The organism is Rhodanobacter sp. Root561 (assembly GCF_001427365.1).
Lineage (GTDB): Bacteria > Pseudomonadota > Gammaproteobacteria > Xanthomonadales > Rhodanobacteraceae > Rhodanobacter.
Map to the genome: position 1 here is coordinate 125012 of NZ_LMGH01000011.1, position 25739 is coordinate 150750.

The 25739-nt window shown below is 66.5% G+C and carries 17 protein-coding genes and 1 tRNA gene; 7 read left to right on the forward strand and 11 right to left on the reverse strand.

What is annotated here, in order from left to right:
* Window positions 1-5 precede the first annotated feature (5 nt).
* On the reverse strand, window positions 6-713 hold the full coding sequence (locus tag ASD55_RS09405) for a DUF3348 domain-containing protein (RefSeq protein ID WP_056765660.1): 708 nt from the start codon (window positions 711-713) through the stop codon (window positions 6-8).
* A gap of 289 nt (window positions 714-1002) precedes the next feature.
* Window positions 1003-1077 (reverse strand) — tRNA-Val (locus ASD55_RS09410).
* A 136-nt stretch (window positions 1078-1213) separates the two neighbouring features.
* Here ASD55_RS09410 and ASD55_RS09415 point away from each other — a divergent pair.
* Window positions 1214-1555, forward strand: coding sequence for a lipid-A-disaccharide synthase N-terminal domain-containing protein (locus tag ASD55_RS09415; protein WP_056718660.1), 342 nt, complete (start codon window positions 1214-1216; stop codon window positions 1553-1555).
* A gap of 1 nt (window position 1556) precedes the next feature.
* Here ASD55_RS09415 and metH read toward each other — a convergent pair whose 3' ends face one another.
* The 3 genes from metH to ASD55_RS09430 form a co-directional block, all read right to left on the reverse strand.
* Entirely contained in the window at window positions 1557-4322 is a 2766-nt protein-coding gene (metH, locus tag ASD55_RS09420) for a methionine synthase (RefSeq protein WP_056766038.1), read from the reverse strand.
* A 151-nt stretch (window positions 4323-4473) separates the two neighbouring features.
* Window positions 4474-5550, reverse strand: coding sequence for a homocysteine S-methyltransferase family protein (locus ASD55_RS09425; RefSeq protein ID WP_056765662.1), 1077 nt, complete (start codon window positions 5548-5550; stop codon window positions 4474-4476).
* Window positions 5551-5567: 17 nt separating this feature from the next.
* A complete protein-coding gene (locus ASD55_RS09430; RefSeq protein WP_056766040.1) occupies window positions 5568-6497 on the reverse strand; it encodes a metalloregulator ArsR/SmtB family transcription factor in 930 nt (309 codons plus the stop codon).
* Window positions 6498-6651: 154 nt separating this feature from the next.
* Here ASD55_RS09430 and ASD55_RS09435 point away from each other — a divergent pair, with 154 nt between their 5' ends.
* A complete protein-coding gene (locus ASD55_RS09435; RefSeq protein ID WP_056718663.1) occupies window positions 6652-7812 on the forward strand; it encodes an acyl-CoA dehydrogenase family protein in 1161 nt (386 codons plus the stop codon).
* A gap of 202 nt (window positions 7813-8014) precedes the next feature.
* Here the strand turns inward: ASD55_RS09435 and ASD55_RS09440 are convergent, their stop codons facing one another.
* Both ASD55_RS09440 and ASD55_RS09445 read right to left on the reverse strand, forming a co-directional pair.
* Window positions 8015-11191: an efflux RND transporter permease subunit gene (locus ASD55_RS09440; RefSeq protein WP_056765664.1), complete on the reverse strand. Its 3177-nt coding sequence runs from the start codon at window positions 11189-11191 to the stop codon at window positions 8015-8017.
* 12 nt (window positions 11192-11203) lie between these two features.
* Window positions 11204-12382 (reverse strand): efflux RND transporter periplasmic adaptor subunit, encoded by a 1179-nt coding sequence (locus tag ASD55_RS09445; RefSeq protein ID WP_056765666.1) that lies wholly within the window; start codon window positions 12380-12382, stop codon window positions 11204-11206.
* Window positions 12383-12909: 527 nt separating this feature from the next.
* Here ASD55_RS09445 and ASD55_RS09450 point away from each other — a divergent pair.
* The 3 genes from ASD55_RS09450 (at window position 12910) to ASD55_RS09460 (ending at window position 19874) form a co-directional block, all read left to right on the forward strand.
* Window positions 12910-17835 (forward strand): NAD-glutamate dehydrogenase domain-containing protein, encoded by a 4926-nt coding sequence (locus ASD55_RS09450; protein WP_056765668.1) that lies wholly within the window; start codon window positions 12910-12912, stop codon window positions 17833-17835.
* 242 nt (window positions 17836-18077) lie between these two features.
* Complete coding sequence (locus tag ASD55_RS09455; protein ID WP_007804890.1) at window positions 18078-18839, forward strand: NAD kinase; 762 nt, start codon at window positions 18078-18080, stop codon at window positions 18837-18839.
* 111 nt (window positions 18840-18950) lie between these two features.
* Window positions 18951-19874 (forward strand): 5'-nucleotidase, encoded by a 924-nt coding sequence (locus ASD55_RS09460; protein ID WP_056718669.1) that lies wholly within the window; start codon window positions 18951-18953, stop codon window positions 19872-19874.
* Window positions 19875-19920: 46 nt separating this feature from the next.
* Here the strand turns inward: ASD55_RS09460 and ASD55_RS09465 are convergent, their stop codons facing one another.
* The 3 genes from ASD55_RS09465 to ASD55_RS09475 all read right to left on the reverse strand — a co-directional run bounded on the left by ASD55_RS09465 (window position 19921) and on the right by ASD55_RS09475 (window position 22489).
* Window positions 19921-20874, reverse strand: a complete 954-nt coding sequence (locus ASD55_RS09465) for a hypothetical protein (RefSeq protein WP_056765670.1) — start codon at window positions 20872-20874, stop codon at window positions 19921-19923.
* A 128-nt stretch (window positions 20875-21002) separates the two neighbouring features.
* Window positions 21003-21638: a LysE family translocator gene (locus ASD55_RS09470; RefSeq protein ID WP_056765675.1), complete on the reverse strand. Its 636-nt coding sequence runs from the start codon at window positions 21636-21638 to the stop codon at window positions 21003-21005.
* Window positions 21635-22489: an NIPSNAP family protein gene (locus ASD55_RS09475; protein ID WP_056765678.1), complete on the reverse strand. Its 855-nt coding sequence runs from the start codon at window positions 22487-22489 to the stop codon at window positions 21635-21637. The genes ASD55_RS09470 and ASD55_RS09475 overlap by 4 nt, the downstream gene beginning before the upstream one ends.
* Before the next feature lie 93 nt (window positions 22490-22582).
* Between ASD55_RS09475 and ASD55_RS09480 the strand changes: the two genes are divergently transcribed.
* Complete coding sequence (locus ASD55_RS09480; RefSeq protein ID WP_056766042.1) at window positions 22583-23545, forward strand: YafY family protein; 963 nt, start codon at window positions 22583-22585, stop codon at window positions 23543-23545.
* A gap of 13 nt (window positions 23546-23558) precedes the next feature.
* On the opposite strand, the gene ASD55_RS09485 is transcribed toward ASD55_RS09480, so the two are convergent.
* Window positions 23559-24434: a DMT family transporter gene (locus ASD55_RS09485; protein WP_056765679.1), complete on the reverse strand. Its 876-nt coding sequence runs from the start codon at window positions 24432-24434 to the stop codon at window positions 23559-23561.
* A gap of 121 nt (window positions 24435-24555) precedes the next feature.
* On the opposite strand from ASD55_RS09485, the gene ASD55_RS09490 reads away from it, so the two are divergent.
* On the forward strand, window positions 24556-25725 hold the full coding sequence (locus ASD55_RS09490; protein ID WP_056718674.1) for an acyl-CoA dehydrogenase family protein: 1170 nt from the start codon (window positions 24556-24558) through the stop codon (window positions 25723-25725).
* Window positions 25726-25739 lie beyond the last annotated feature (14 nt).

Genomic DNA, 25739 nt, shown 5'->3' on the forward strand with positions numbered 1-25739 from the left:
CCCGGTTAGCAGGTGCGAAGGGCTGCAAGCAGACCCTCGACGGGTTGAAAACGAACATCCAGTTCGGCGAGCAGCACGCTCTGCCGGTCCCGGCGAAAGACCTCCAGCCAGGCGCCAGGCGAGGTCGAGGTGGCTTGCGCCGAGGCAGCCTGGTGCAGGCGGTCGAAGTGCTCCCCGAGCAGGTCGGGCACGTGGGCCAGCAGCGACTGCTCGCGCGGGCTCAGCGCCGCTTCCATGGCGGCGTCCACGGCTGCCAGTCGCGCCATCGCGGCCGACTTCCCGGCCAGCGTGTCGCGCAGGCGGCCGCGCAGCTCACCGGTGGCAGCCTGCATCGACCGCTGCAGGGACAGATGGCGCTGACGGAACATCGGGTAGTCGACGGCTTGAGATGCATCGGCTTCCCCCGCCTCGCCGCCGGCGCGCCGCGGCGGGCTGGCCGGCACGCGGTCGCCGACGATGGTGCCGGCCAATGAGCGACGTATCCGGGTGCATTCGTGCTCCTCGTTGCCGGAGTCATGTGCGCCGGAGTCGGTCGCGGAAGGCTTGCCGTCGAGCGCGGTGGACAGGGCAATCGCGTGGCTCCAGTCCAGCCACCGGCCCAGGTGGTCGGCGAGCGAGGGCGGTGAGGGCGGAACGTCGGCGCCCACCAGGTTCGCCAGCAGGCGAATGAACGTCGGGCCATGGACCGGGGGCCGTTGAGGAGCTTGCACCATGCGTTTCGCTTGAGAAAACCGCCAGTTTACATGCTGCCGGGGCCGCGGCTGTCGCCGCGATCCGTGCCGCGGCGATGGGCCAGCTGGATGTCTCGTGCGCAAACGAAAGAAGCCATCGCTGCGGATGGCTTCAGATGAATCAGGAGGTGGCGGGCGAGGCAGGGACCGTTGTGCGACACCTGCCGTGTGAAGTGCCCGTTGCTGCACGCACGTTGCGCTTTTCGTGCCACCCACTTTCGAGGTGCCCAAACGACGAAACCGGCCATGAAAGGCCGGTTTCCTGTAACGATGGTGGGCGATGCAAGGATCGAACTTGCGACACCTGCCGTGTGAAGGCAGTGCTCTACCGCTGAGCTAATCGCCCGCCGAGAACGCGCAATTTTAGGGATAGTCGCGGGGCGGGTCAATGCCTTTTGCAGCGACGACCGTCGCGACGGTCACGGGGCCTTGGGGTGGCCTTGCTAGACTTGCGCCCCTGTCTTCCGCCCAGGCGCGCCGCCGTGCTTCTTTTCAGCCCCCATTTCGATCACATCCTCCACGCGCTGCAGCAGTTCGAGCTGACGCCGTGGAAGATGGTCGGCTTCGCCGGCACCTTGCTGTTCACCAGCCGCTGGTTCGTGCAGCTCTACTACACACGCAAGTACAAGCGCGTGGTGATGCCGCTGGCGTTCTGGTGGCTGTCGGTATGCGGCAGTGTGCTGTTGCTGGCGTACTTCACCCTGGGCAAGAACGACTCGGTGGGCATCATCTCGAATTTCTTCCCGGTCTTCGTGTCGGTCTACAACCTCATCGTGCACTTGCGCCACCGCAAGCACAGCATGACCGGCGACGCGACCGCGTAAGTCACTCCGGGTCGTAGTCGAGGTTGGAGGCGAGCCAGCGCTCGGCCTCGGCCAGCGTCCAGCCCTTGCGCTTCGCGTAATCCTCGACCTGTTCCTTGCCGAGGCGGCCGACCACGAAATACTGGCTGTCCGGGTGCGAGTAGTACCAGCCGGAGACGGCGGCGGCCGGATACATCGAGAAGCCTTCGGTGAGTTCGATGCCGGTGTTCCTGGTGACGTCGAGCAGCTTGAACAGCGTGGTTTTCTCGGTGTGGTCGGGGCAGGCGGGATAGCCGGGCGCGGGGCGGATGCCCCGATATTTCTCGGCGATCAGCGCGTCGTTGTCGAGTGCCTCGTCCGCCACGAAGCCCCAGAACTCCTTGCGCACGCGCTCGTGCATGTGCTCGGCGAAGGCTTCGGCGAGGCGATCGGCCAGGGCCTTGAGGATGATCGAGGAATAGTCGTCGTAGTCGGCCAGGAAACGGTTGAGGTGTTCCTCGATGCCGATCCCCGCGGTGACCGCGAAGCCGCCGATCCAGTCGGGTTTGGCGAATTCCTTTGGCGTGATGAAATCGGCGAGGCAGAGGTTGGGGCGCTCGGGGGGTTTGTCGGCTTGCTGGCGGAGGCTGTGGAGGGTGGCCAGGGGCGTGCCCTCATCCGCCCTTCGGGCACCTTCCCCCGCTTGCGGGGGAAGGGAAGTCGAGGTGTGTCCCGTTTGCGGAGGAAGGGAAGGCGGGGCGTATACCTCGACGTCGTCGCCGACGTTGGCGGCGGGCCACAGGCCGATCACGGCGCGGGCGGTGAGCCACTTCTCGGCGATGATCTTGTCCATCATCGCCTGGGCGTCACGGAACAGTTCGCTGGCCTGGGGGCCGACGATGTCGTCGGTGAGGATGGCCGGGTAGTGGCCGGCCAGTTCCCAGGCCTGGAAGAACGGGGTCCAGTCGATGTAGTCGCGCAGCGTGGCCAGGTCGTAGTCGTCGAAGACGGTGATGCCGGGTTTGGCCGGCTGCGGCGGATCGTAGTTGGCCCAGTCGCAACGGAAGCGCTGTGCGCGGGCTTTTTCCAGCGACACCAGTTTCTTGCCGGGGCCGCGGTTGCGATGGCGTTCGCGCACGTCGGCGTAGTCGGCGCGCACCTTGGCCAGGAAGTCGTCGACCAGTTCCTTGCTGACCAGCGACTGCGCCACGCCGACCGCGCGCGAGGCGTCCTTCACCCAGACGGTACCGGCCTTGTAGTGCGGTTCGATTTTCAACGCGGTGTGCGCGCGCGAGGTGGTGGCGCCGCCGATCAGCAGCGGGATGTGGAAGTCCCGGCGCTGCATCTCGCGGGCGACCTGGCTCATCTCCTCCAGCGATGGTGTGATCAGGCCGGACAGGCCGATCATGTCGGCGTTCTCGGCGATCGCGGTTTCGAGGATCTTTTGCGCGGGCACCATCACGCCCAGGTCGATCACCTCGAAGTTGTTGCAGCGGAGCACCACGCCGACGATGTTCTTGCCGATGTCGTGCACGTCGCCCTTGACCGTGGCCATCACGATCTTGCCGTTGTTCTTGCCGGTGTCGCCGGTGCGTTCCTTTTCGGCCTCGATGTAGGGCAGCAGATAGGCCACCGCCTTCTTCATCACGCGGGCGGATTTCACCACCTGGGGCAGGAACATCTTGCCGGCGCCGAACAGGTCGCCGACCACGTTCATGCCGTCCATCAGCGGACCCTCGATCACGTCGAGCGGGCGCGTGGACAGCTGGCGGGCCTCCTCGGTGTCCTCGACCACGTACTGGTCGATGCCGTGCACCAGCGCGTGGCTGAGCCGGGCGCGCACGTCGTTCTCGCGCCAGGCCAGCGTCTCGACCTCGGCGGCGCCGCGCTTGCCCTTGTAGTTGTCGGCGATCTCCAGCAGGCGCTCGGTGGCATCCTCGCGGCGGTTCAGCACCACGTCCTCGACACGCTCGCGCAGCGGCGGGTCGATGTCGTCCATGATGGTCAGCGCGCCGGCGTTGACGATGCCCATGTCCATGCCGGCGCGGATCGCGTGGTAGAGGAACACCGAATGGATCGCCTCGCGCACGATGTTGTTGCCACGGAACGAGAACGACACGTTGGAGACGCCACCGGACACGTGGCAGTCGGGGAAGCGTTTCTTCAGCTCGCGGGTGGCCTCGATGAAATCCACCGCGTAGTTGTTGTGTTCCTCGATGCCGGTGGCGATGGCGAAGATGTTGGGGTCGAAGATGATGTCTTCGGGCGGGAAGTCGAGTTCCCTGGTGAGCAGTTCATGGGCGCGCGAACAGATCTCCACCTTGCGTTCGATGGTGTCGGCCTGGCCCTGTTCGTCGAACGCCATCACCACCGCGGCGGCGCCATACTGGCGCACCTTGCGCGCCTGTTCGAGGAACGCCGCCTCGCCTTCCTTCATCGAGATCGAGTTGACGATGCCCTTGCCTTGCAGGCAGCGCAGGCCGGCCTCGATCACCGTCCACTTCGACGAGTCGATCATGAATGGCACGCGGGCGATGTCCGGTTCGGACGAGATCAGGTTGACGAAGCGGGTCATCGCCGCCTCGGAATCGATCAGGCCCTCGTCCATGTTGATGTCGATCACCTGGGCGCCGTTGGCGACCTGCTGACGGGCGACTTCGACGGCCTCGTCGTAGCGGTCTTCCTTGATCAGCTTCTTGAACTGCGCCGAACCGGTGACGTTGGTGCGCTCGCCCACGTTGATGAACAGCAGGTCGGGGGTGACGACCAGTGGTTCGAGGCCGGAGAGGCGGGTGTGGCGAATACTCATGTGCGACGACACCATGCTGTTGCTCCCTCCCCTGCGTGCAGGGGAGGGTTGGGGAGGGGTAAGGCTTTTGACCTGGTTTTTGAGATGGAAGTCAAAAGCGTGACCCCCACCCAACCTCCCCCTGCAAGCAGGGGGAGGAGCGACGGTGCGTTCATGCGGCCTCCGCGTCGTGCGCAGGCAACGTCCTTGGCGCGCAATCGCGCACAGCTTCGGCGATCGCCTTGATGTGCGCCGGCGTCGTGCCGCAACAGCCGCCGACCAGGTTCAGCAAACCATCGCGGGCGAAGCCGCCGATCACGCTGGCCATGTGTTCGGGTGTTTCGTCGTACTCGCCGAAGGCGTTCGGCAGGCCGGCGTTGGGATGGGTGCTGACGTAGCTTTCGGCGAGGTTGGCCAGGGTCTGCACGTGCGGGCGCAAGTCCTCGGCGCCCAGCGCGCAGTTGAAGCCCACCGACAGCGGGCGCGCATGGCGCACCGAGTAGTAGAACGCTTCGGCGGTCTGGCCCGAGAGCGTGCGGCCGGAGCGGTCGGTGATGGTGCCGGAGATCATCACCGGCAGGCGCGCCCCGCGCTGGTGGAATAGTTCGGCGAGGGCGAACAGCGCGGCTTTCGCATTCAGCGTGTCGAAGATCGTCTCGACCATGATCACGTCGGCGCCGCCGTCGATCAGGCCATTGGCGGACTCGGTGTAGTTCGCCGCCAGTTCTTCGAAGGTGACGTTGCGGAAGCCGGGATCGTTGACGTCGGGGGACAACGAGGCGGTGCGGCTGGTGGGGCCGAGCACGCCGATCACGAAGCGCGGCTTGTCCGGGGTCTTCGCGGTCATCGCATCGCAGGCGGCGCGGGCGAGTTTCGCGCCTTCGAGATTCAACTCGTAGGCCAGGTGTTGCAGCTTGTAGTCGGCCTGGCTGATCCGCGTCGAATTGAAGGTATTGGTTTCGACCAGATCCGCGCCGGCTTCCAGATACGCGTCGTGCACGCCGCGGATGATGTCTGGTTTGGTCAGCGTGAGCAGGTCGCTGTTGCCCTTGAGGTCGCAGCTGCCGGCGTGGTCGTGCGCGTGGCCATCGTGTCCGTGTTCGAAGCGTTCGCCGCGGAAGCCGCTTTCGTCCAGCTCGTGTGCCTGCAGCATGGTGCCCATGCCGCCGTCGAGGATCAGGATGCGCTGGCGCAGTGCGTGCTCCAGCAAGGCGACGCGTTCGGGGTGGAGCCAGGGGAGGGTGCTCATCGAACTTCCTTGCAGGTTCAGGCAGGCTTGCGCGCCAGCAGGCTGATCACTTCGAAATGCGGCGCCTTGCGCTCGCGGCTGAGCCGGTTGCAGCTCAGGACGTCGAGCCTGGCGGCCCGGGCATAGCCGTCCAGCTGATCGCTGCTGAAGCCGAGGTTGCGGTGGTCGAACGGTTCGACCGCCTTGCCGTGGTCGTGCTTGCCCAGGGTGACGGCGAGCAGGCGGCCGCCCGGGCGCAGCAGGCGCGCAGCCTCGGCCACCGCCCTGGCCGGGTGTTCGGCATAGGTCAGCGCGTGCAGCATCAGCACCAGGTCGAAGCGCTGGTCGCCCAGCTCCAGCGCGTGCATGTCGCCCTGGATCACGCGCACGTTGGTGAAGGCCTGCAATCGCTTCGCGGCGGCTTCGACCACCCGCTCGCTGGAATCCACGCAGACGATGGAGTGCGCGTGGGGCGCCAGCAGTTCGGCGGTGATGCCGTCGCCGGAGGCGATGTCCAGCACGTCGCCGGTGCCCAGCAATTGCAGCAGCGAGCGGGCCAGCGTTTCCCAGGTGCGGCCGGGCGAGTAGTGACGCTCCATGTCGCCGGCCACGGTGTCGGCCCAGCCTTCCTCGCGGGCACGGTTGGCCAGCACGCCGGGCAGGCGGGCGGCATCCTCGCGCAGCAGGGCGTCGTCGATACTGGCGCGCAGCGAGGCGAGCAGGTCATGCTGCGCCTGATCGCCTTCGTTGTTGGCGCGGTAGTAGGCGGAGACGCCGGCGCGACGGTCGCGCACCAGTTCGGCTTCCTTCAGCTTGGCCAGGTGGGTCGATACGCGCGGCTGGGCCAGGTGCAGCACGGCAGCCAGTTCGGCCACGGTGAGTTCCTCGTGTTCAAGCAGGGCCAGCAGGCGGACCCGGGTGGGGTCGGCCAGCAGGCGCAGCACGCTCGAAGCGGTTGCCAGATCCATGATCATCCCTGTATCGCGATACAAAGATGTGTAGGCTAGGCCCCGTTGATGCAAGCGTCAAGCGCCGACGCGCCGGGTGGTTGCCGCGTCGCGCGCCCCGCCACCGGCCATCCCGGCTAAAATGTCCGGCTTTCCCCGTTGCCGGAGCTTTCCCATGGATTTCAGCTTTACCGAAGACCAGTTGTCGATCCAGTCGATCGCCCGTGATTTTGCGCAGAAGCGCATCGCACCGGTGGCCGCCGAGCTCGACGCGAAGGGCGAGTTTCCGCTGGAGAACATCCGCGAGATGGGCCAGCTCGGCCTGATGGGCATCGAGGTGCCCGAGGAGTACGGCGGCGCCGGCATGGACCCGGTGGCCTATGTGCTGGCAATGATCGAGATCGCCGCGGCCGACGCGGCCACCGCGACCATCATGTCGGTGAACAACTCGCTGTTCTGCAACGGCATCCTCAAGCATGGCAACGAGGAGCAGAAGCAGAAGTACGTGCGCGCGATCGCCACCGGCGAGGCGATCGGCGCCTACGCGCTGACCGAGCCGCAGTCCGGTTCGGACGCCTCGGCGATGCACACGCGCGCCGCGAAGAACGCCAACGGTGACTGGGTGATCAACGGCAAGAAGAGCTGGATCACCTCCGGCCCGGTGGCGCGCTACATCGTGCTGTTCGCGATCAGCACGCCCGGCATCGGCGCCAAGGGTGTGTCGGCCTTCATCGTCGACACGCAGCTGCCGGGTTTCCACGCCGGCAAGAGCGAGCCCAAGCTCGGCATCCGCGCCTCGGCCACCTGCGAGATCGAATTCACCGATTACGTGTTGCCCAAGGAGAACCTGCTCGGCGAGGAGGGCAAGGGCTTCTCGATGGCGATGGGCGTACTCGACGCCGGCCGTATCGGCATCGCCTCGCAGGCGGTGGGCATCTGCCGTGCGGCGTATGAGGCCACCTTGCAGTGGTCGCGCGACCGCAAGGCTTTCGGCGCGCCGATCGGCACGTTCCAGATGACCCAGTCCAAGATCGCCGACATGAAGTGCAAGCTCGACGCGGCCACGCTGCTGACCCTGCGCGCGGCCTGGGCCAAGGGCGAGGCGGAGAAGAACGGCGGACGCTTCGGCACCGAGGCCGCGGTGGCCAAGCTGGTCGCCTCGGAGGCGGCAATGTGGATCAGCCACCAGGCGGTGCAGATCCATGGCGGCATGGGTTACTCGAAGGAAATGCCGCTGGAGCGTTACTTCCGCGATGCGAAGATCACCGAGATCTACGAAGGCACCAGCGAGATCCAGCGGATGGTGATCGCGCGGGCGGAGACGGGCCTGCGCTGAGGGGCGAGGAGTGAGTGTGGAGGAGTGAGAAACGAGAGGAAGCCGTGTGCTGTTCATCTCTCTCCACCGCACTTTCGAATCTCCACAAGCAAAAAGCCCCAGCTTGAAGCTGGGGCTTTTTGTTCTGGTGAGTGCAAGGGGCAAGGTCGAGGCGCGAGGTTGCCTTTACTCGTTTCTCACTCCTCCACACTCACTCCTCGCCCTACTGCCCGCGACGGGGATCCGAATCGAACGACTGCATGCCGTTATGGCTCGCTGTGCCAGCCGGTGTATCGCCGTCCAGCTTGTCGCCGAGCAGGCGGCGCACCACCACGTAGAACACCGGGATCAGCAAGACGCCGAGGAAGGTGGCGAACAGCATGCCGCCGATCACGCCGGTGCCGATCGCATGGCGTGCATTGGCGCCGGCGCCGCTGGAGATGAACAGCGGGAACACGCCCAGGATGAAGGCCAGCGAGGTCATCAGGATCGGCCGCAGGCGCAGGCGGGCCGCGTCGACGGTGGCCTCGCGCAGGGTGCGTCCGGCTTTCTGCTCGGCCACCGCGAACTCCACGATCAGGATCGCGTTCTTGGCCGCCAGGCCGATCACCGTGATCAGGCCGATCTTGAAGTAGATGTCGTCGGGCAGTCCGCGCAGCAGCGAGAACACCACTGCACCGAGCAGGCCCAGCGGCACCACCAGCATCACCGACACCGGGATCGACCAGCTCTCGTACAACGCCGCCAGGGCCAGGAACACGATCACGATCGACAGCAGCATCAGCAGGGTGGCCGCGTTGCCGGACAGGATTTCCTGGTAGGACTGGCCGGTCCAGTCGAAGCCGAAGCCCTTGGGAAGATCGTTGTTGACGATCCGCTCCATCTCGCTCATGGCTTCGCCCGAGGCGTGCCCGGGCGCCGGAGAGCCGACGATCTCCACCGCCGAATAGCCGTTGTAGCGGGTCAGCGAGGGCGAAGACACCTGCCACTGGCTGCGCACCACGGTGGACAGCGGGATCATCTCCGGCGCGGCGCCGGCAGCACCCAGCGTGCTGGGGGTGAAGATGTGCTGCAGTGCCTCCGGACCCATGCGATAGGGGGCGTCGGCCTGCATGATCACCCGCTTGATGCGGCCGCCGTAGGTGAAGTCGTTGACGTAGACCGGCGCCAGCATCAGGCCGATCGCGTTGTAGATGTCACCGACCTGCAAGCCCATCGATTGCGCCTGCACGCGGTCCACGTCCAGGTGCAGCTGTGGCGAGTCTTCCAGTGCATTGGGGCGCACGCCGACCAGCGACTTGTCCTGGCTGGCCTTGCCCAGCAGCATGTTGCGGGCCTGGGTCAGCGCCTCGCGACCGGCGCCGCTGCGGTCCTGCAGGTACATGTCGAAACCGCCGAACTGGCCCAATCCCTGCACCGTCGGAATGTTGGCCACGAAGATCCGCGCGTCGTGGATCTGCTGCATGGAGCCATTGGCACGCTGGATGAACTGGGCCGCCGTGTCGTCGCGCTTGGCCCAGTCCTTGAGCTTGATGAAGGCCATGCCGGCGTTCTCGCCCGAACCGATGAAGCTGAAGCCGGTGACCTGCAGCACGCCTTCGACGGCCGGATCCTTGTTCAGGATCTCGCGCATCTGGGTCATCACCGCCGAGGTGCGCTGCTTGGTGGCGCCCGGTGGCAGCTGGATCACCGACAGCGCGTAGCCCTGGTCCTCCTCGGGCAGGAAGCTGCCGGGCAGGCGCGTGTACAGGAAGCCGCCCAGCACGGCCAGCAGCACGAACACCAGCATCCAGCGTGGCGCGTGGCGCACGGCGCCGCCGATGTGGCCGGTATAGGTGTGCGTGGTCCAGTCGAAGAGCTCGTTGAACTTGCGGAAGACGATGTTCTTCTTCTTGTGGTGCTCCGGCTGCAGGAAGCTGGCGCACAGCGCCGGCGTGAACGACAGCGCGAGGAAGGCCGAGAAACCCATCGACACCGCGATGGTCAGCGCGAACTGCTTGTAGATGATGCCCGACGCGCCCGGCTGCAGCGACGACGGCACGAACACGGCAGCCAGCACCACGGTGATCGCCACCACCGCGCCGGTGATCTGGCCCATCGCCTTGCGCGTCGCGTCCTTCGGCGACAGACCTTCCTCGGTCATGATGCGCTCGACGTTCTCGATCACCACGATCGCGTCGTCGACCACGATGCCGATCGCCAGCACCATGCCGAACAGGGTCAGCTGGTTGATGCTGAAGCCGAGCACCAGCATGCCCAGGAAGGTGCCCAGCAGGGCCACCGGGATCACCAGGGTCGGGATGATGGTGGCGCGGATGTTCTGCAGGAACAGCAGCATCACCAGGAACACCAGGATGATCGCCTCGATCAGCGTGTGCACCACCTCGTTGATCGAGATGGTGACGAAGGCGGTGCTGTCGTACGGGCTGAACCAGGTCACGCCCTGCGGGAAGCTCGGCGCCAGCTCGTCCATCTTGCCGCGCACCGCGGTGGCCACGTTGAGCGCATTGGCGCCGGGCAGCAGCTGGATCGCGAACGCACCGATCGGCTTGCCCTGGTACTGCGTGTCGAAACCGTAGCCGCCGGGACCGAAGCTGATCCGCGCCACGTCGCCCAGCTTGACGGTGGTGCCGTCGGGATCGGCGCGCAGGATGATGTCGGCGAACTGTGCGGGCGTAGTGAAGCGCCCCTCGGTGGACACCGTGGCAGTGAAGCCTTGGCCGGGCAGGGCCGGGTCCGCGCCCAGCGAACCGGCCGCGAACTGCACGTTCTGCGCCTTGATCGCCGCCAGCACCTGGGTGGCCGACAGGCTGTAACCGTGCAGCTTGTCCGGGTTCAGCCAGATCCGCATGGCGTATTCGGAGCCGAACTGCTGGGTGCTGCCGACGCCTGGCACGCGCGAGATCTGGTCGAGCACCTGCGAACCGACGATGTCGTTGAGACGGTCGCGGTCGATGTTCTTGTTGTCCGAGGTCAGCGCGACCACCATCAGGAAGCCGGCGTTGGCCTTGGCCACCACCACGCCCTGCTGGGTCACTTCGGACGGCAGTCGCGGCGTGGCCAGCGCCACCTTGTTCTGCACCTGCACCTGGGCGATGTCCGGATCGGTGCCGGACTCGAAGGTCAGCGTGATGCTGGCGCGACCGCTGGCGCTGGACGAGGAGTTGAAGTACAGCAGGTGGTCGATGCCGGTCAGTTGCTGCTCGATCACCTGGGTGACGGTTTTCTCGGTGGTTTCGGCGCTGGCGCCGGGGTAGGTCGCGCTGACCGTCACCGAGGGCGGCGCGATCGTCGGATACGACTCCACGCCCAGGTTGAGGATGGCCAGCACGCCACCCAGGGAAATCAGGATCGCCACCACCCAGGCAAAGATCGGGCGGTCAATGAAGAAACTCGGCATCGTCCGGCTCCGTTACTTGCCGCTGTGCGCGGCTGGCGGCTGGCTCGATGACGAGCTGGCGGGTTTCCACGGGCTGGCCTTGGCCGGTGCACCGGCCTTCACGTTCTGGATGCCCGACACCACCACCTGGTCGCCGGCGGCGAGGCCGTCGTTGATGACCCACTTGCCGTCGACCATGTCGGCGGTGCTGACGTCCTTGCGCACGACCTTGCCGTCGGCACCGACGGTCATCACGTAGGCGCCCACGGTGTCGCGCTGCACGGCCTGTTGCGGCACCAGGAACACCTTGTGCTGCTGACCGAGGTTCGCTTTCAGCGTCACGTACATGCCGGGCAGCAGGCTGCGTTTCGGGTTGGCCACCTTGGCACGCAGGTTGACCGAACCGGTGGACGGGTTGACCGTGGTGTCGGAGAAATCCAGCACGCCCGGCTCGGGATAGTCGCTGCCGTCGGGCAGGGTGATCTGCACGCTGGCCTTGTTCGGATCGGCCAGGGTGACGTTGCCGCTGCTCTGCGCGCGGCGCATCTGTTCCAGCGAGTCGACGCCCATGGTGAAGTTCACGTACAGCGGGTCCATCTGGTCGACGGTGGTGAGCAGGGTGGCTTCGCCGTTGCCGACCAGGGCGCCTTCGGTGACCTGCTGCTGGCCGGCGCGACCATCGATCGGCGAGGTCACGTTGGCGTAGCCCAGGTTGATGCGGGCGGTCTCGACGTTGGCGCGGGCTGCCTGCACCGCAGCGGCGGCGCTGCGTTCGGCAGCCAGCGCGTTGTCCAGGTCGGACTTCGACACATAGCCCTTCGGCGCCAGCTCGCGCACCCGCTGCGCGGTGACCTTGTTGTTGGTCCAGGTGGCCTGCGCCTGGGCCAGCGACGCCTGGGCCGCGCTCAGCGAGGCCTTCAGCGGCGCCGGATCGATCTGGAACAGCAACTGGCCCTGCTTGACGTTGGTGCCTTCCTCATAGGTGCGCTTGAGCAGCACGCCGGCCACGCGGGCGCGGACATCGGCACTGCGATAGGCGGACAGGCGCCCGACCAGATCGCGGGTCAGCGGCGAGGTCTGCGGCTGGACCTTGATCACGCCCACGTCGGGGGGCGGCATCTGCGGCGGACCCTGTTCCTTGCCCTTGCCGCAGGCGGTCAACGCCAGCAGGCCCAGGCACAACAATGGCGTGCGCAACAACGAGGAATTCATGGAAGCTCCAGAACTGGCTTGTACGGGGAGGGGGGTGCCGACGCGCGCTGCGGTGTCGTCAGAAACGGAATACCGCATCTTGAGTCACATGTCCTGTGTCAAAGGTCGCGAGCGTGCGTGCCGCGTTTCAAATCCGTCGACACGACGGGAAGCGCCGTGCGAAGCGCTTTGCCAACAAGACTATACCGGTGAGTTTACATTTTATCCGGGCCGCGAATCCAGTCATTGACAGTCGTTTCAAACTGTGGACAGCGCAGTGGGGTTCACTGCCGCGCTCATGTACGAACGAGAACCGCGTGCGGCAGTGGCCGCGATGTTGACTGGTGGCATGTGCATCGTGTGTATCGACAGGCGCATTGTTCCGCTGTGCCGCGCCAGCTGTACCAGGGCTGACGACGAGCCTCGAACATGCGCCGCAGCATGGTCGGGCGGGCGCTGCGTGGGTGGATTCGCCCAGGTGCGCGGCGTATCCTTCCAAGGCTTTTTACCCTGTTACCCACCATCGTCTCCACTGAACAGTAGATGCCATGAATGCGACCCATGCGGCGAACGATCCTTCCCTTCCGTCAGTAGTGCTTGCAGAGCTGAAAATGGGCGGTTTCTCGCCCGAACGCCTCGGTGAGGCGCAGGTTTTCTGCGAGGCTTTCTTTGCACGAGTGGGGGGCGGCGACGCGCATCTGCACACGCCCGTTCAATGGGCCGCATTGGTCGGCAGCCTGCTGGAGTTCATGCAGCAGCGGCAACGTGGCAGCGCCAGCGTGCGCGTGCTCAATCCCGTGGACGCGAATTCGGGCCGCAGCATGTTGCAGATCGTCACCGACGACATGCCGTTCCTGGTCGACACGGCCAGCATGATCGTCTCGGCGAAGTTGCAGATCCACGCCGTGATCCATCCCGTGCTGAAGGTGACCCGCGATGCCTCGGGCAAGCTGCTGTCGCTGGGCGACGCGGCCGGCGAGGGCGAGTCGCTGATGCATTTCGAGATCGACCGGGTCGCCGATGCCGCCGAACAGGAGCAGCTGACCGCCCACGTCGAGGCTGCCCTGGATGACGTGCGCGCCGCGGTCAGCGACTGGTCGGCGATGCGCGACAAGGCGCTGGCGATCGCCAACGAGCTGCCGCAGCGCAAGCTGCCGATCGATGCCGCCTCGGTGCAGGAGGCCAGCGAGTTCATGAACTGGATCGCGGCCGACAACTTCACCTTCCTGGGTTACCGCGAATACGAAGTGGCCGATGCCGAAGGCGATCGCGTGCTGCGCGCCATCGATGCGTCCGGCCTGGGCATCCTGCGCGCCAACGAGCGCTCGATGGCGCCCCGTTCGCTGCGCACGCTGGCGGCCAGCGAGTTGCCGCAGTCCGGTTCCACCGATGCGATCATCCTGACCAAGACCAATGCCCGTTCGCACGTGCACCGCGCTGGCTACATGGATTACATCGGCGTGCTGCAGTTCGGTGCCGACGGTCGCGCCGTGGCCGAGCAGCGCTTCCTGGGCCTGTTCTCCTCCAATGCCTACATGGCCCGCCCGCAGGACGTGCCGCTGGTGCGGCACAAGGTCGAGGCGGTGCTGGCGCGTTCCGGCCTCAAGCGCGATTCGTACTCGGGCAAGTCGCTGCGCCACATCCTCGAAACGCTGCCGCGCGAGGAACTGCTGCAGGGCACCGAGGACGAGCTGTTCGCCACCGCGATGGGCATCCTGGAGCTGCGCCAGCGCGCGCATACGCGGCTGTTCATGCGTCGCGACCGCTACGGCCGCTTCTTCACCTGCATGGTGTTCGTGCCGCGTGACCGCTTCAACACCTCGGTGCGTGAGCGCATCGAGGCGCTGCTGGGTTCGGCGCTGCACGCCGAGCAGATCGATTCGTCGGTGCTGATGGGCGAGGCCGCCCTGGCGCGACTGCACATCGTGCTGCGGCCGAAGATCGGCGACCAGCCGAACTACGATCTCGCCGAACTGGAAAACGGCGTCGCCGGGATCGTGCGCAACTGGCACGACGAAGTGCGCGATGCGCTGGTGGCCCAGCGCGGTGAACACGAGGGCGTGGTGCTGGCCAACCGCTACGCTCGCTCGCTGCCTGCCGGTTATGTCGAGGACGTGAGCCCGGCCGTGGCCGCGGCGGACGTGCACCAGCTGTCCCTGCTGCAGGGCGACAACGCGTTGCGCATGTCGTTCTACCACCCGCCCGAGGAACCCGAGACGCTGCGCTTCAAGGTCTACCGCTCCGGTGGCGACATCGCGCTTTCCGAAGTGCTGCCGCAGCTGGAGAACCTCGGCCTGCGCGTGCTGACCGAACATGTCTACGACATCACCGGTGAGGCTTCGCTGTCGATCCAGGACTTCGAAGTGCAGCCGGTCGGCAAGCTTACCTTTGGGGTGGAGCAGGTCGGCGCGCTGTTCGAGGATGCCTTTGAGCAGATCTGGCGCGGCCACGCCGAGAACGACGGCTTCAACCGGCTGGTGCTGGGCGCCAAGCTGAGCTGGCGGCAGGTGGCGATGCTGCGCGGTTACTGCAAGTACCTGTTGCAGACCGGCGCCACGTTCTCGCAGTCCTACATGGAGGAAACCCTCAACCGCTATCCGGCGATCGCCGGCCTGCTGGTCGAGCTGTTCCTGGCCAAGTTCGATCCGCGCCGTGAGGCGCTGTCCGCCGACGAGCTGAAGGCCGCCGGCGCAACCCTGGCCGCCGAGATGCGGGCGCTGATTCCGGCCAACGTGCAGGCCGCCCAGCCGGGCCTGATCGACGGCCTTGGCGCGGCCTTGTCGAAGCCGTGCGCCGATCAGGTGGCGATGGTGGAAAGCGCCATCCACGCGCTGCTGGAAAACGTCGCCAGCCTCGACGAAGACCGCATCCTGCGCAGCTTCGTCAACCTGATCCGTGCCACCTTGCGCACCAGCTTCTTCCAGCAATGGGAGGGCGCTTACCGCGACTACATCAGCTACAAGATTGATTCGCACAAGGTGCCCGAGCTGCCCAAGCCGGTGCCGTATCGCGAGATCTGGGTGTGCGCGCCGCGTGTCGAGGGCATCCACCTGCGCTTCGGCGCGGTGGCCCGCGGCGGCCTGCGCTGGTCGGATCGTCGCGAGGATTTCCGCACCGAGGTGCTGGGCCTGGTCAAGGCGCAGATGGTGAAGAACACGGTGATCGTGCCGGTCGGCTCCAAGGGTGGCTTCTTCGTCAAGAAGGCACCGGTGGGCGGCGACCGCGACGCGCAGCTGGCCGAGGGCATTGCCTGCTACAAGCTGTTCATCAACGGCCTGCTCGACATCACCGACAACCTGATCGAAGGCAAGGTGGTCAATCCGCATGACGTGGTGCGCCACGACGCGGACGACCCCTACCTGGTGGTGGCCGCCGACAAGGGCACGGCGACCTTCTCCGACATCGCCAACGCGATCTCGATCGAGCACGACTACTGGCTGGGCGATGCATTCGCCTCCGGCGGTTCGCACGGTTACGACCACAAGGGCATGGGCATCACCGCCAAGGGCGCGTGGGAATCGGTCAAGCGTCACTTCCGCTCGCTTGGCCGCGACAGCCAGACGCAGGACTTCACTTGCGTCGGCATCGGCGACATGTCCGGCGACGTGTTCGGCAACGGCATGCTGCTGTCCGAGCACATCCGCCTGCTGGCTGCGTTCGACCATCGCCACGTGTTCCTCGACCCGAACCCGGACGCGGCGCGCACCTTCGTCGAGCGCCAGCGCCTGTTCAAGGTGCCGCGCTCGAGCTGGGACGACTACGACAAGTCGCTGATCTCCGCCGGTGGCGGCGTGTATCCGCGCAGCGCCAAGTCGATCCCGATCTCGCCCGAAGTGCGCACGGCGCTGGGCCTGAAGCCCGACGTCGAGCAGATGGCGCCCAGCGACCTGCTCAGCGCGATCCTGAAGGCACCGGTCGACCTGCTGTGGAACGGCGGCATCGGCACCTACGTGAAGTCGTCCGCCGAGACGCATGCCGACGTGGGCGACCGCGCCAACAACGCGCTGCGCGTCAACGGTGGCGACCTGCGCTGCAAGATCGTGGGCGAGGGCGGCAACCTCGGCTTCACCCAGAAGGGCCGCATCGAGGCGGCGCAGAAGGGCGTGCTGCTGAACACCGACTTCATCGACAACTCCGCCGGCGTGGACACCTCCGACCACGAGGTGAACATCAAGATCCTGCTGAACGATGCGGTGCAGCGTGGCGAACTGAGCTTCGATGCGCGCAACACCCAGCTCGCCGCGATGACCGACGAGGTGGGCGAGCTGGTGCTGTGGGACAACTACCGGCAGAACCAGGCGATCACCCTGATGGAACACCAGTCGGTGGGCCGCATCGGTTCGATGGCGCACTTCATCCGCACGCTGGAAGCCGAAGGCACGCTGGATCGCCAGGTCGAGAACCTGCCCTCCGAAGCCGAGCTGACCGAGCGCAAGAGCCGCGGCATCGGCATGACCCGGCCGGAATTGGCGGTCCTGCTGTCGTACGACAAGCTGCGCCTGTTCCAGCAGCTGCTCGACTCCGACGTGCCGGAAGATCCGTACCTGTCGAAAGAACTGGTGCGCTACTTCCCGCTGCCGCTGCACGAAAAGTATGCCGAGCACATGCAGCGCCACCGCCTGAAGCGCGAGATCATCGCCACCTCGGTGACCAACTCGACGATCAACCGCATGGGCGCCACCTTCATGATGCGCATGCAGGAAGACACCGGCCAAGGTCCGGCGGCCATCGCCAAGGCATACACCGCCGCGCGCGAGATTCTCGACGCGCGCGCATTGTGGGCGCAGATCGAGGCGCTCGACACCAAGGTGGCCGAAGATACCCAGATCGACGCGATCAAGCAGATCTGGTCGCTGCTGCGGCACATGACGCGCTGGCTGCTCAACCGCCCGGGTGGTTCGCTGGACATCGCGGCCAACGTGGAGCGCTACCAGGCGGCGGTGTCGAACCTGCGCAATGCCTTGCCGCAGGTGCTGACGCCGACCGGCCAGGGTGACTTCGCCTGCAACCGCGAAAAATGGGAAGGCCTGGGCCTGCCCGCCGACCTGGCGCTGCGCCTGGCCCGCATGCCGGTGCTGCGTGCCGCGCTGGACATGGTCGAGGTGGCCCAGCAGAGCGGCCAGCCGGTGGACAAGGTGGCCGGCGTGTTCTATGAGCTGGGCCAGGCGCTGGACCTGGAGTGGTTGCGCGACCAGATCGAGGCCTTGCCGGTGGAGGGTCACTGGCATGCGCAGGCACGCGGCTCGCTGCTGGACGAACTCAACCACCAGCACCGGGCGCTGGCCTTGCAGGTGTTGAACCTCAGCGGCGCCAGCAAGGACGTTTCGCCGGTGCAGGCATGGCTGCAGCGCGACGACGCCACCCTGAAGTACACCCGCAGCATGCTGGCGGAAATCCTCACCCAGAACGCGGACTACCCGATCGCCTCGGTGGCGGTGCGGCGGTTGGCGCAGCTGGCGCAGGTGCCGGTTTGAGCTGCCCGCACTGAGGGTTCGGCGCGGCGTGGACCCCACCCCTTCCATCCTCTGCTAGCAGGGGAGGGTGTCCCGGCACGATCCAGCTTCGCCTCTGTTTGGCTTTGCCCCTCCCCCTGCTTGCCCCAAAGGGACTTCCTTCGGTCGCAGGGGGAGGTTGGGAGGGGGTGCTCTTTTGCGGAGAGCCACGAACTAGCCGCTCTGTCGTACTCTTGGGCTCTTTCCGCCACCTCGGGGTTTCCATGCGCCTAGCTTTCGTTGCCAGTGATGCCGGCGTCGCGCAACAGGCGCGGCGCAAGCTGGTGGAGCGTTATGGCGACGTGCCGCCGGAACAGGCCGAGCTGATCGTGGCGCTGGGTGGCGACGGTTTCATGCTGCGCACGCTGCATGACTGGCGCGAACTGGAAGTGCCGGTATACGGCATGAAGCTGGGTCGGGTCGGTTTCCTGATGAACAAGCACAAGCTCGATGGCCTGCCCGAGCGGATCGCCCGTGCCCACACGGCATCGCTGTTCCCGCTGCAGATGCAGGTCACCGACGGCGCCGGCAACGAACACGCGGCGCTGGCTTTCAATGAAGTCTCGCTGCTGCGCCAGAGCAATCAGGCGGCACACCTGGAAGTGCAGCTCAACGACATCGTCAAGCTGCCGAACCTGATCTGCGACGGCATCATGGTGGCCACGCCGGCCGGTTCCACCGCCTACAACCTCTCGGCGCACGGCCCGATCCTGCCGCTGGATGCCAACGTGCTGGCGCTCACCCCGATCAGTCCGTTCCGCCCGCGTCGCTGGCGCGGCGCGATCCTGCCCCACCGCACCGCGGTCGTTCTGCGCGTGCTCGATCCGGGCAAGCGACCCGTCAGTGCCACCGCGGACTTCCATGAAGTGCGCGACGTGCGCACCGTTTCCATCCGCCAGTCGGGTGACCAGGGCGTACGGCTGCTGTTCGACCCGGAACACAACCTGGAACAGCGCATTCTCGATGAGCAGTTCGCGGCTGAATAGGAGTGAGTGGAGAGGAGTGAGGAGTGAGAGAAGGCAAAAGCACAGACCTCGGCTCTCTCTCACTTCTCTCCACTCACTCCCCGCTCCTCGCCGATGCAGTAGATTCGCGTCATGACCCAGCCAACCATCCATGCTCCCGATTCGCCCGTCGACAACCGGCTCGTCGTGGCCATTTCCTCGCGCGCGCTGTTCGACCTTGGCGACAGCCATGCGTTGTTCGAGCGTGATGGCCTGGACGCCTACCGCGCATTCCAGATCGATCACGAGAACGAGATCCTGCAGCCCGGCGTGGCGTTTCCGCTGGTGCAGAAGCTGCTCGGCCTCAACAAGCTTGCCGGCGACGTGCCGCCGGTCGAGGTGATCCTGCTGTCGCGCAACTCCGGCGACACCGGTCTGCGCATCTTCAACGCGATCCAGCACTACGGCCTGGAAATCAGCCGTGCCGCGTTCACCAGTGGCGCGCCCACCTCCGACTACATCGCGCCGTTCAAGGCCGATCTGTTCCTTTCCGCCAACGCCGAGGACGTCGGTCGCGCGCTCGCCGCCGGGGTGGCTGCGGCCACGATCCTGCCCAGCACCGCGCCGCCGCGCGCCAGCGAACAACTGCGCATCGCGTTCGATGGCGATGCCGTGCTGTTCGGCGACGAGGGCGAGCGGGTGTCACGCGAGGAAGGTCTGGAAGCCTTCCATCGCAGCGAGACCGAGCACGCCGCCGAGCCGCTGTCGGTGGGCCCGTTCCGCGGTTTCCTCACCGCGTTGCATCGCCTGCAGGCCGCGTTTCCGGCCGAGAACTCGCCGATCCGCACCGCCCTGGTCACCGCGCGCTCCGCGCCCGCGCACAAGCGGGTGATCCTCACCCTGCGGCGCTGGGGTGTGCGCATCGACGAGGCGCTGTTCCTCGGCGGCCGCGACAAGGGGCCATTCCTCGATGCATTCGGCGCCGACATCTTCTTCGACGACTCGCCGGCCAACGTGGAATCCGCGCGCCGGCATGTGGCGACGGGACACGTACCGCACGGCGTGAGCAATCGCTGATCGGGTTCGGTACGGAAAGGCTTCCGCCGGCACGAAGCGTCTCGTTTCAATGAACGTAATTGATCGCGATGGCCGGCGTGATCGTGGTCGTCGTGCGATGGCCGGTAATCACCCGCGTGCCGAACAGCACGCCTAGGTTGGCGCTCCAGCTGTACTCGATCGCCGGCGCAAAGCCGAACGCTGCGCTGGTCCCCGAGTTTCGATGGATGCGCGCATCGCCGTAGCCGGGCAGCATCACGCCGTTCACGCTGGTGCCGTGATTGCGGCGATAGGTGACGTCCAGTGCCAACACCCAGCGTCGGCTCAGGCTGTATTCCCAAGCGGCGTTGACGAAGAACGAGTTGCCAGGCCGGGCGTTGCCGCGAAAGCCCTGGGTCGTGCCATAGACGCTTGCGTCCTCGACGTGTGCATGGCCGGAAACGGACTGCGCAACATTGAGACGCATGCGCAGGATATGGCCGTTCGCAAGCCAGAAGTAAGTCTGCGTGTTGAGCTGCAAGGTCGTGGTGCTGGCCCCGCTGCCGAGGCCATCGCCAGGCCGGTCGCCCAGCCGGTCATGCTTTCCGCTCGGCAGCGTCTGTTGCAATTGCAGCGAGATCGTCGGCAGGGAACTGCCTTCGTGGAATTCGGTGAGCCGGTATTGCGCCTGTACGCTCACGTCGCCCATTCGGACGCCCGAACTGTCGCCCGGGCCATCCAGCCGGGTGTAGCCCAGCACGGGAACCAGGCCCACCGTCAGCCGATCGGTGAGCCCATAGAGCATGTACGTCAGCGAGCCGAAACCATCCGAGTGGGGCGAGGACACGTCGTAGACATAGGGCTCGATCAGGTAATGGCCACGCGGCAGGGTTGCGGCCGAGTTCGCCAGCATCGGGCCGGTCCACCAGGCGTCGTCCAGCGACTGTCGCGCAGGGGACGCTGATTGGGCTTCGGAGGGCGCCGCCGGGTTTGCCGCGGTCTGGCCCCACGCGGCCGGCGACAGCATGATGCCGACGAGCATGCGGGACAGGGTGAAACATCGTCGTCGCGGCGATGGGGTTCTTGCCGACTTCATCTTCAAGGCGCTCCGCTTTGCTGGTCGGGCCGTACGATCCGTTGTCTGCCTCGTCACCGCCATCCGTTTCTTGCTCAGATCCGCTGCCAGCCTTCGAATCCGGTCAGCATCGCCGCGGCAATCAGCAGGCCGCCCACGCAGCGGTTCGCCAGCATGCCGGCTGCCGGCCGGCCTTGCAGCCACCGTCGTGCCCGGTCGGCCATCACGGTCACGCCGCCGTAGATGAAGAACTGGTTGATCGCGATGATCAGCCACATCAGCGTCGCCTGCAGCCAGATCAGGCCGTATTCGGGCCGCAGGAATTGCGGGAACACGGCGAGCATGAACAGGTAGGCCTTGGGGTTGAGCAGGCTGGTCAGCACGCCCTGGCGAAACGTCGCTGCGCGCGAACGCAGCGGGACGTCCGTGTGCAGGCCGAGGGAGGCCTCGCTGCGCAGCAGCGAGATGCCGATCCAGGCGATGTACAGCGCACCGGCCAGCAGCAGCGCGTTGAACGCACCCGGAACCAGCTTGATCAGCACGCTGATGCCCAGCGCCGTCATCAGCACATGGCAGACCCCGCCGGCGATGATGCCGGCCACCGCGGCGAAACCGCGGCTGCGCCCGCCGGCCAGGGTGCTGCCCATGACGAAGGCCATGTCCAGGCCCGGCAACACGATGATGCCGAAGACCAGGGCGAAGAACAGCCACAGTTGTTCGTAGTGGTTCATGGCGCGCTCTCCGCGTTCGCATCGGGCAACCAGCGCAGGCGCGAGCGCGGGGTCGGGTCCATCACCACGCGCTCCGGCGTACCGCGCAGCAGGCCGCTGGCGGCGAGCGACCGTTCGGCGGCGGCCAGCCGTGGCATCAATTGCTTGTCCAGCATGGCGTTGTCGCGGACCACGCCCAGCCACACCAGGAACGGCCCGTCACTGCGTATCGGCAGCTGCGGAAAGTTGTTCGGCACGTCCAGTGACACCAGCACGCCGGCGGGGTGCACACCTTCGACGCGGTAGGCGTCGAACGCTGCCTCGGCCTGTTTCGCGAAGGCTTCCTCGCTGCCTTTCTTCACCGCGAAGATCTGCGCGACCACGACACCCTGCGCGCCGCGTTGTTCGGTCACCGGGTCCACCGCGGGCAGCACGCTGACGCCCTGATCCGCATGCAGCGGGCGCAACAGCATCACGTTGTCGCTGTCCGGCAGGATCGCGTTGACCTTGACGCGATGTTCCTTCCACAGCGGGCCGTAGTAGAACGCGGCGTTGACGATCGGACGCGCGTTGATGTCGTGGAAGCCACGCAGCCAGGTGAAGCGGTTCGGATGCCCGCGCTCGGCGAACTGGCCGAACACCATCGCACCGAGCTGCTCGAACGCTTCCGGGAAATACGCGTCGAAGTATTTGACGAAGTGCGCCAGCTCGCCGTCGCTGGTGACGTAACGACGGAACTCGACGACCTGGTAATCCTGCAGATGCTGCACGCTTTCCATCGTGGGGACCTCGTTCGTGGCGTGTGCCGACAGGGCGGTACCGAGCGCGATGGCTGCGACGGTGCCGGACAACAGTCGTTGGACGTGGTTCATGGGGATTCCTGGCCGTGCGCCGAGTCGCGCGAGACCCACGCTAAGACACATACAGGGCAATAATCGCCCTGATTTGCCGTTACCATGGCGGCCATGGCCAAACCCACCACCCGCGTGCTGGCGGTGCTCGACCTGCTGCAGAGCCACGGTCGCATGAGCGGGCCGGAACTGGCGCGCCGGGTCGGCGTCGACGTGCGCACGCTGCGGCGCTACATCGTGGCGCTGGAAGACCTCGGCATCCCGCTCACCACCGAGCGTGGCCGCGCCGGTGCCTACATGCTGGTCGCCGGCTTCAAGTTGCCGCCGATGATGTTCACCAACGACGAGGCGGTGGCGCTGTCGGTCGGCCTGGTGGCGGCGCGGGGGCTGGGCCTGGCCGAAGCGTCACCGGCGGTGGAAAGCGTGCAGGCCAAGCTGGCGCGGGTGATGCCCGACAAGTTGAAGCGCCACGCGAATGCGATTGCCGACACGGTGAAGGTGGACTTGTTGCCGGCCTCGGGCACGCCGGGCAGCAACGCGGCGCTGATCGCGCTGGCGGGTGCGGCGCAGGCGCAGCGGCGCGTGCGGATGCATTACGAATCGGCCGCGGGCGTGCGCACCGAGCGCGAGTTCGATCCCTACGGCCTGGCCTGGCGGGCTGGTGCCTGGTACGCGCTGGGCATGTGCCACCTGCGTCATGGCCTGCGTTCGTTCCGGCTCGATCGCGTGGGCGAGGTGAGCCTGCTCGAACCGTCGTTCCGGCGGCCGCCGGGTTTCGATGCGCTGGATCAGCTGCTGCAATCCATCGGCGCGATCGCCTACGCCCACCCGATCGAGGTGCTGCTGCACACGGACCTGCAGACGGCGCGCCGGGTGTTCTCGCTTGCCTTCGGCGTGCTCGAGCCGGTCGAAGGCGGCGTGCTCCTGCGCACCAGCGCCGATGATCTCGACTGGTTCGCCCGCCAGCTGGCCGGACTGGCGTTCGACTTCGAGATCCGCACGCCCGCGAAGCTCCGTGTCGAATTGGCCCGTTGCGCGGCACGCCTGCAGCGTCTGGCCACGACAGCTGCCGGTTGAGCTGCAGCGACCCTCACACCACCCGCGTGCGCTTCCACCAGCGCGTGACCTTGTCCTCGCGCACGAAGGTGAACAGGCCGGCGCCCAGGATGATCGCGATGCCGATCGCCATCGGCCAATCCAGCGCGTCGTGGAACAGCACGTAGCCCAGCAGCACCGCCCACAGCATCTGGCTGTACTGGGTCGGCGCGACATGGTTGGCCGGCGCGCGCTGGGTGGCCAGCATCAGCAGCACCGAGGCCAGCGCGGCGAGCAGGCCGTAGCCGAGCAGGAACAGCCACTGCACCAGCCCGGGCCAGCGGAAGTCGGCCAGCATCATCAGCCCGGCGAACAGCAGCGAGCCGATCATGCCGGCGCCGTACAGGGTGATGCGTTTTTCGTGGGGGCCGGCCATGCGCAGCGCGATCATCGAGATCGCGCCCGAAAGCCCGCAGATGATCGCGGCCAGATGGCCGATGCCGAGCACCCGGAAGCCCGGTCGCAGCACCACCAGCACGCCGATGAAGCCGGCCACCACCGCCGACCAGCGGCGCCAGCCCACGTGCTCCTTCAGCACCAGCACCGACAGGATGGTGACGAAGATCGGCAGCAGGAAGATCAGCGCGAACGCCTCGGCCATCGGCAGCGCGGTGAACGCGACCACGGCGGAAATGCTGCCGATCGCGCTGGCCACCGCGCGCACCAGCCACAGGCCCTGGCGCTGCGCCCGCACCACGTCGCGCCAGCGATCGCCGCGGCCCTTGATGAAGGGCAGGGCGGTCAGCCCCAGCACCGCGCCAAAGAACACCGCCTCGTAAGGCGGCAGCGAGCCGCGCAGCAGCTTCACGAAGGCATCGCTGAGGGCGAACGCGGCGAAGGCCATGAAGCCGAGCAAGACGCCTTTGAACATGGGATTCCGGAGCGGCGGGGTGACCGGCGGGAATTGTACGCGCCGCAAGCCCGCTTTCGGTCTGCGGGGCAGGTCCGCCCGCGCTACAATGCCCGCTTTACGTGCCCTTGCCGGAGCTTCCATGGCTGTCAGTCTGAATCCGCTCGATCTGTACGATGTCCGCTCGCTGCTCACCGACGAGGAGCGCATGGTGCAGGACTCCGTCGGCCGTTTCGTCGACGAGCGCGTGTTGCCGATCATCGGCGACTGCTTCGACCAGGGCCGCTTCCCGAAGGAGCTGATCCCCGAGATCGCCGGCCTCGGCCTGCTCGGTGCCACCATCCCCGAGGAATACGGCGGCGCCGGCATGAACGGCGTCAGCTACGGCCTGATCTGCCAGGAACTGGAGCGCGGCGATTCCGGCCTGCGCAGCTTCGCCTCGGTGCAGAGCTCGCTGTGCATGTACCCGATCTTCGCCTACGGCAGCGAGGAGCAGAAGAAGCACTACCTGCCGCAGATGTCGGCCGGCGAAGTGATCGGCTGCTTCGGCCTGACCGAACCGCACGGCGGCTCCGATCCGGCCAACATGAAGACGAACGCCAGGAAGGACGGCGGCGACTGGGTCATCAACGGCGCCAAGATGTGGATCACCAACGGCAACCTGGCGCACATCGCGATCGTGTGGGCGCAGACGGACGACGGCATCCAGGGCTTCGTGGTGCCGACCGACACGGCCGGCTTCAAGGCGCAGGAAATCCACAAGAAGATGAGCCTGCGCGCCTCGGTCACCAGCGCGCTGTTCTTCGACAACGTGCGCGTGCCGGACAGCGCGCGCCTGCCCAACGTGAAGGGCCTGAAGGGCCCGCTGGGCTGCCTGACCCAGGCGCGCTATGGCATCACCTGGGGCCCGATCGGCGCGGCACAGGCCTGCCTCAAGGAAGTGCTCGACTACACGGCCGAGCGCATCCTGTTCGGCAAGCCGCTCGCCTCCAACCAGGCGGTGCAGCTGAAGATGGCCGACATGGCCAGGCGCATCACCACCGCCCAGCTGCTGTCGCTGCAGCTCGGTCGCCTGAAGGACGCCGGCAAGATGCAGCCGACCCAGGTCTCGCTGGCGAAGTGGAACAACTGCCGCATGGCCATCGACATCGCGCGCCAGTGCCGCGACATCCTGGGCGGTGCCGGCATCACCACCGAGCACGGCGCGATCCGCCACGCGCTGAACCTGGAATCGGTGATCACCTATGAAGGCACCGAGACCGTGCACGAACTGGTGGTCGGCCGCGAACTGACCGGCATCAACGCGTTCTGAAAGGGGTTTGCCGC

What these genes read in the sequence shown, in the direction of transcription:
- ASD55_RS09465 (WP_056765670.1), bottom strand. Translation starts at nt 20,874, where the DNA reads ATGCTCGTCGGCATCATGCTGTCGCCGGCCGCGTGGGGCCAGACCGCG.
- ASD55_RS09485 (WP_056765679.1), bottom strand. Translation starts at nt 24,434, where the DNA reads ATGTTCAAAGGCGTCTTGCTCGGCTTCATGGCCTTCGCCGCGTTCGCC.
- ASD55_RS09470 (WP_056765675.1), bottom strand. Translation starts at nt 21,638, where the DNA reads ATGAACCACTACGAACAACTGTGGCTGTTCTTCGCCCTGGTCTTCGGC.
- metH (WP_056766038.1), bottom strand. Translation starts at nt 4,322, where the DNA reads ATGAGTATTCGCCACACCCGCCTCTCCGGCCTCGAACCACTGGTCGTC.
- ASD55_RS09480 (WP_056766042.1), top strand. Translation starts at nt 22,583, where the DNA reads ATGGCCAAACCCACCACCCGCGTGCTGGCGGTGCTCGACCTGCTGCAG.
- ASD55_RS09490 (WP_056718674.1), top strand. Translation starts at nt 24,556, where the DNA reads ATGGCTGTCAGTCTGAATCCGCTCGATCTGTACGATGTCCGCTCGCTG.
- ASD55_RS09405 (WP_056765660.1), bottom strand. Translation starts at nt 713, where the DNA reads ATGGTGCAAGCTCCTCAACGGCCCCCGGTCCATGGCCCGACGTTCATT.
- ASD55_RS09445 (WP_056765666.1), bottom strand. Translation starts at nt 12,382, where the DNA reads ATGAATTCCTCGTTGTTGCGCACGCCATTGTTGTGCCTGGGCCTGCTG.
- ASD55_RS09425 (WP_056765662.1), bottom strand. Translation starts at nt 5,550, where the DNA reads ATGAGCACCCTCCCCTGGCTCCACCCCGAACGCGTCGCCTTGCTGGAG.
- ASD55_RS09430 (WP_056766040.1), bottom strand. Translation starts at nt 6,497, where the DNA reads ATGGATCTGGCAACCGCTTCGAGCGTGCTGCGCCTGCTGGCCGACCCC.
- ASD55_RS09475 (WP_056765678.1), bottom strand. Translation starts at nt 22,489, where the DNA reads ATGAACCACGTCCAACGACTGTTGTCCGGCACCGTCGCAGCCATCGCG.
- ASD55_RS09440 (WP_056765664.1), bottom strand. Translation starts at nt 11,191, where the DNA reads ATGCCGAGTTTCTTCATTGACCGCCCGATCTTTGCCTGGGTGGTGGCG.
- ASD55_RS09460 (WP_056718669.1), top strand. Translation starts at nt 18,951, where the DNA reads ATGACCCAGCCAACCATCCATGCTCCCGATTCGCCCGTCGACAACCGG.
- ASD55_RS09435 (WP_056718663.1), top strand. Translation starts at nt 6,652, where the DNA reads ATGGATTTCAGCTTTACCGAAGACCAGTTGTCGATCCAGTCGATCGCC.
- ASD55_RS09450 (WP_056765668.1), top strand. Translation starts at nt 12,910, where the DNA reads ATGAATGCGACCCATGCGGCGAACGATCCTTCCCTTCCGTCAGTAGTG.
- ASD55_RS09455 (WP_007804890.1), top strand. Translation starts at nt 18,078, where the DNA reads ATGCGCCTAGCTTTCGTTGCCAGTGATGCCGGCGTCGCGCAACAGGCG.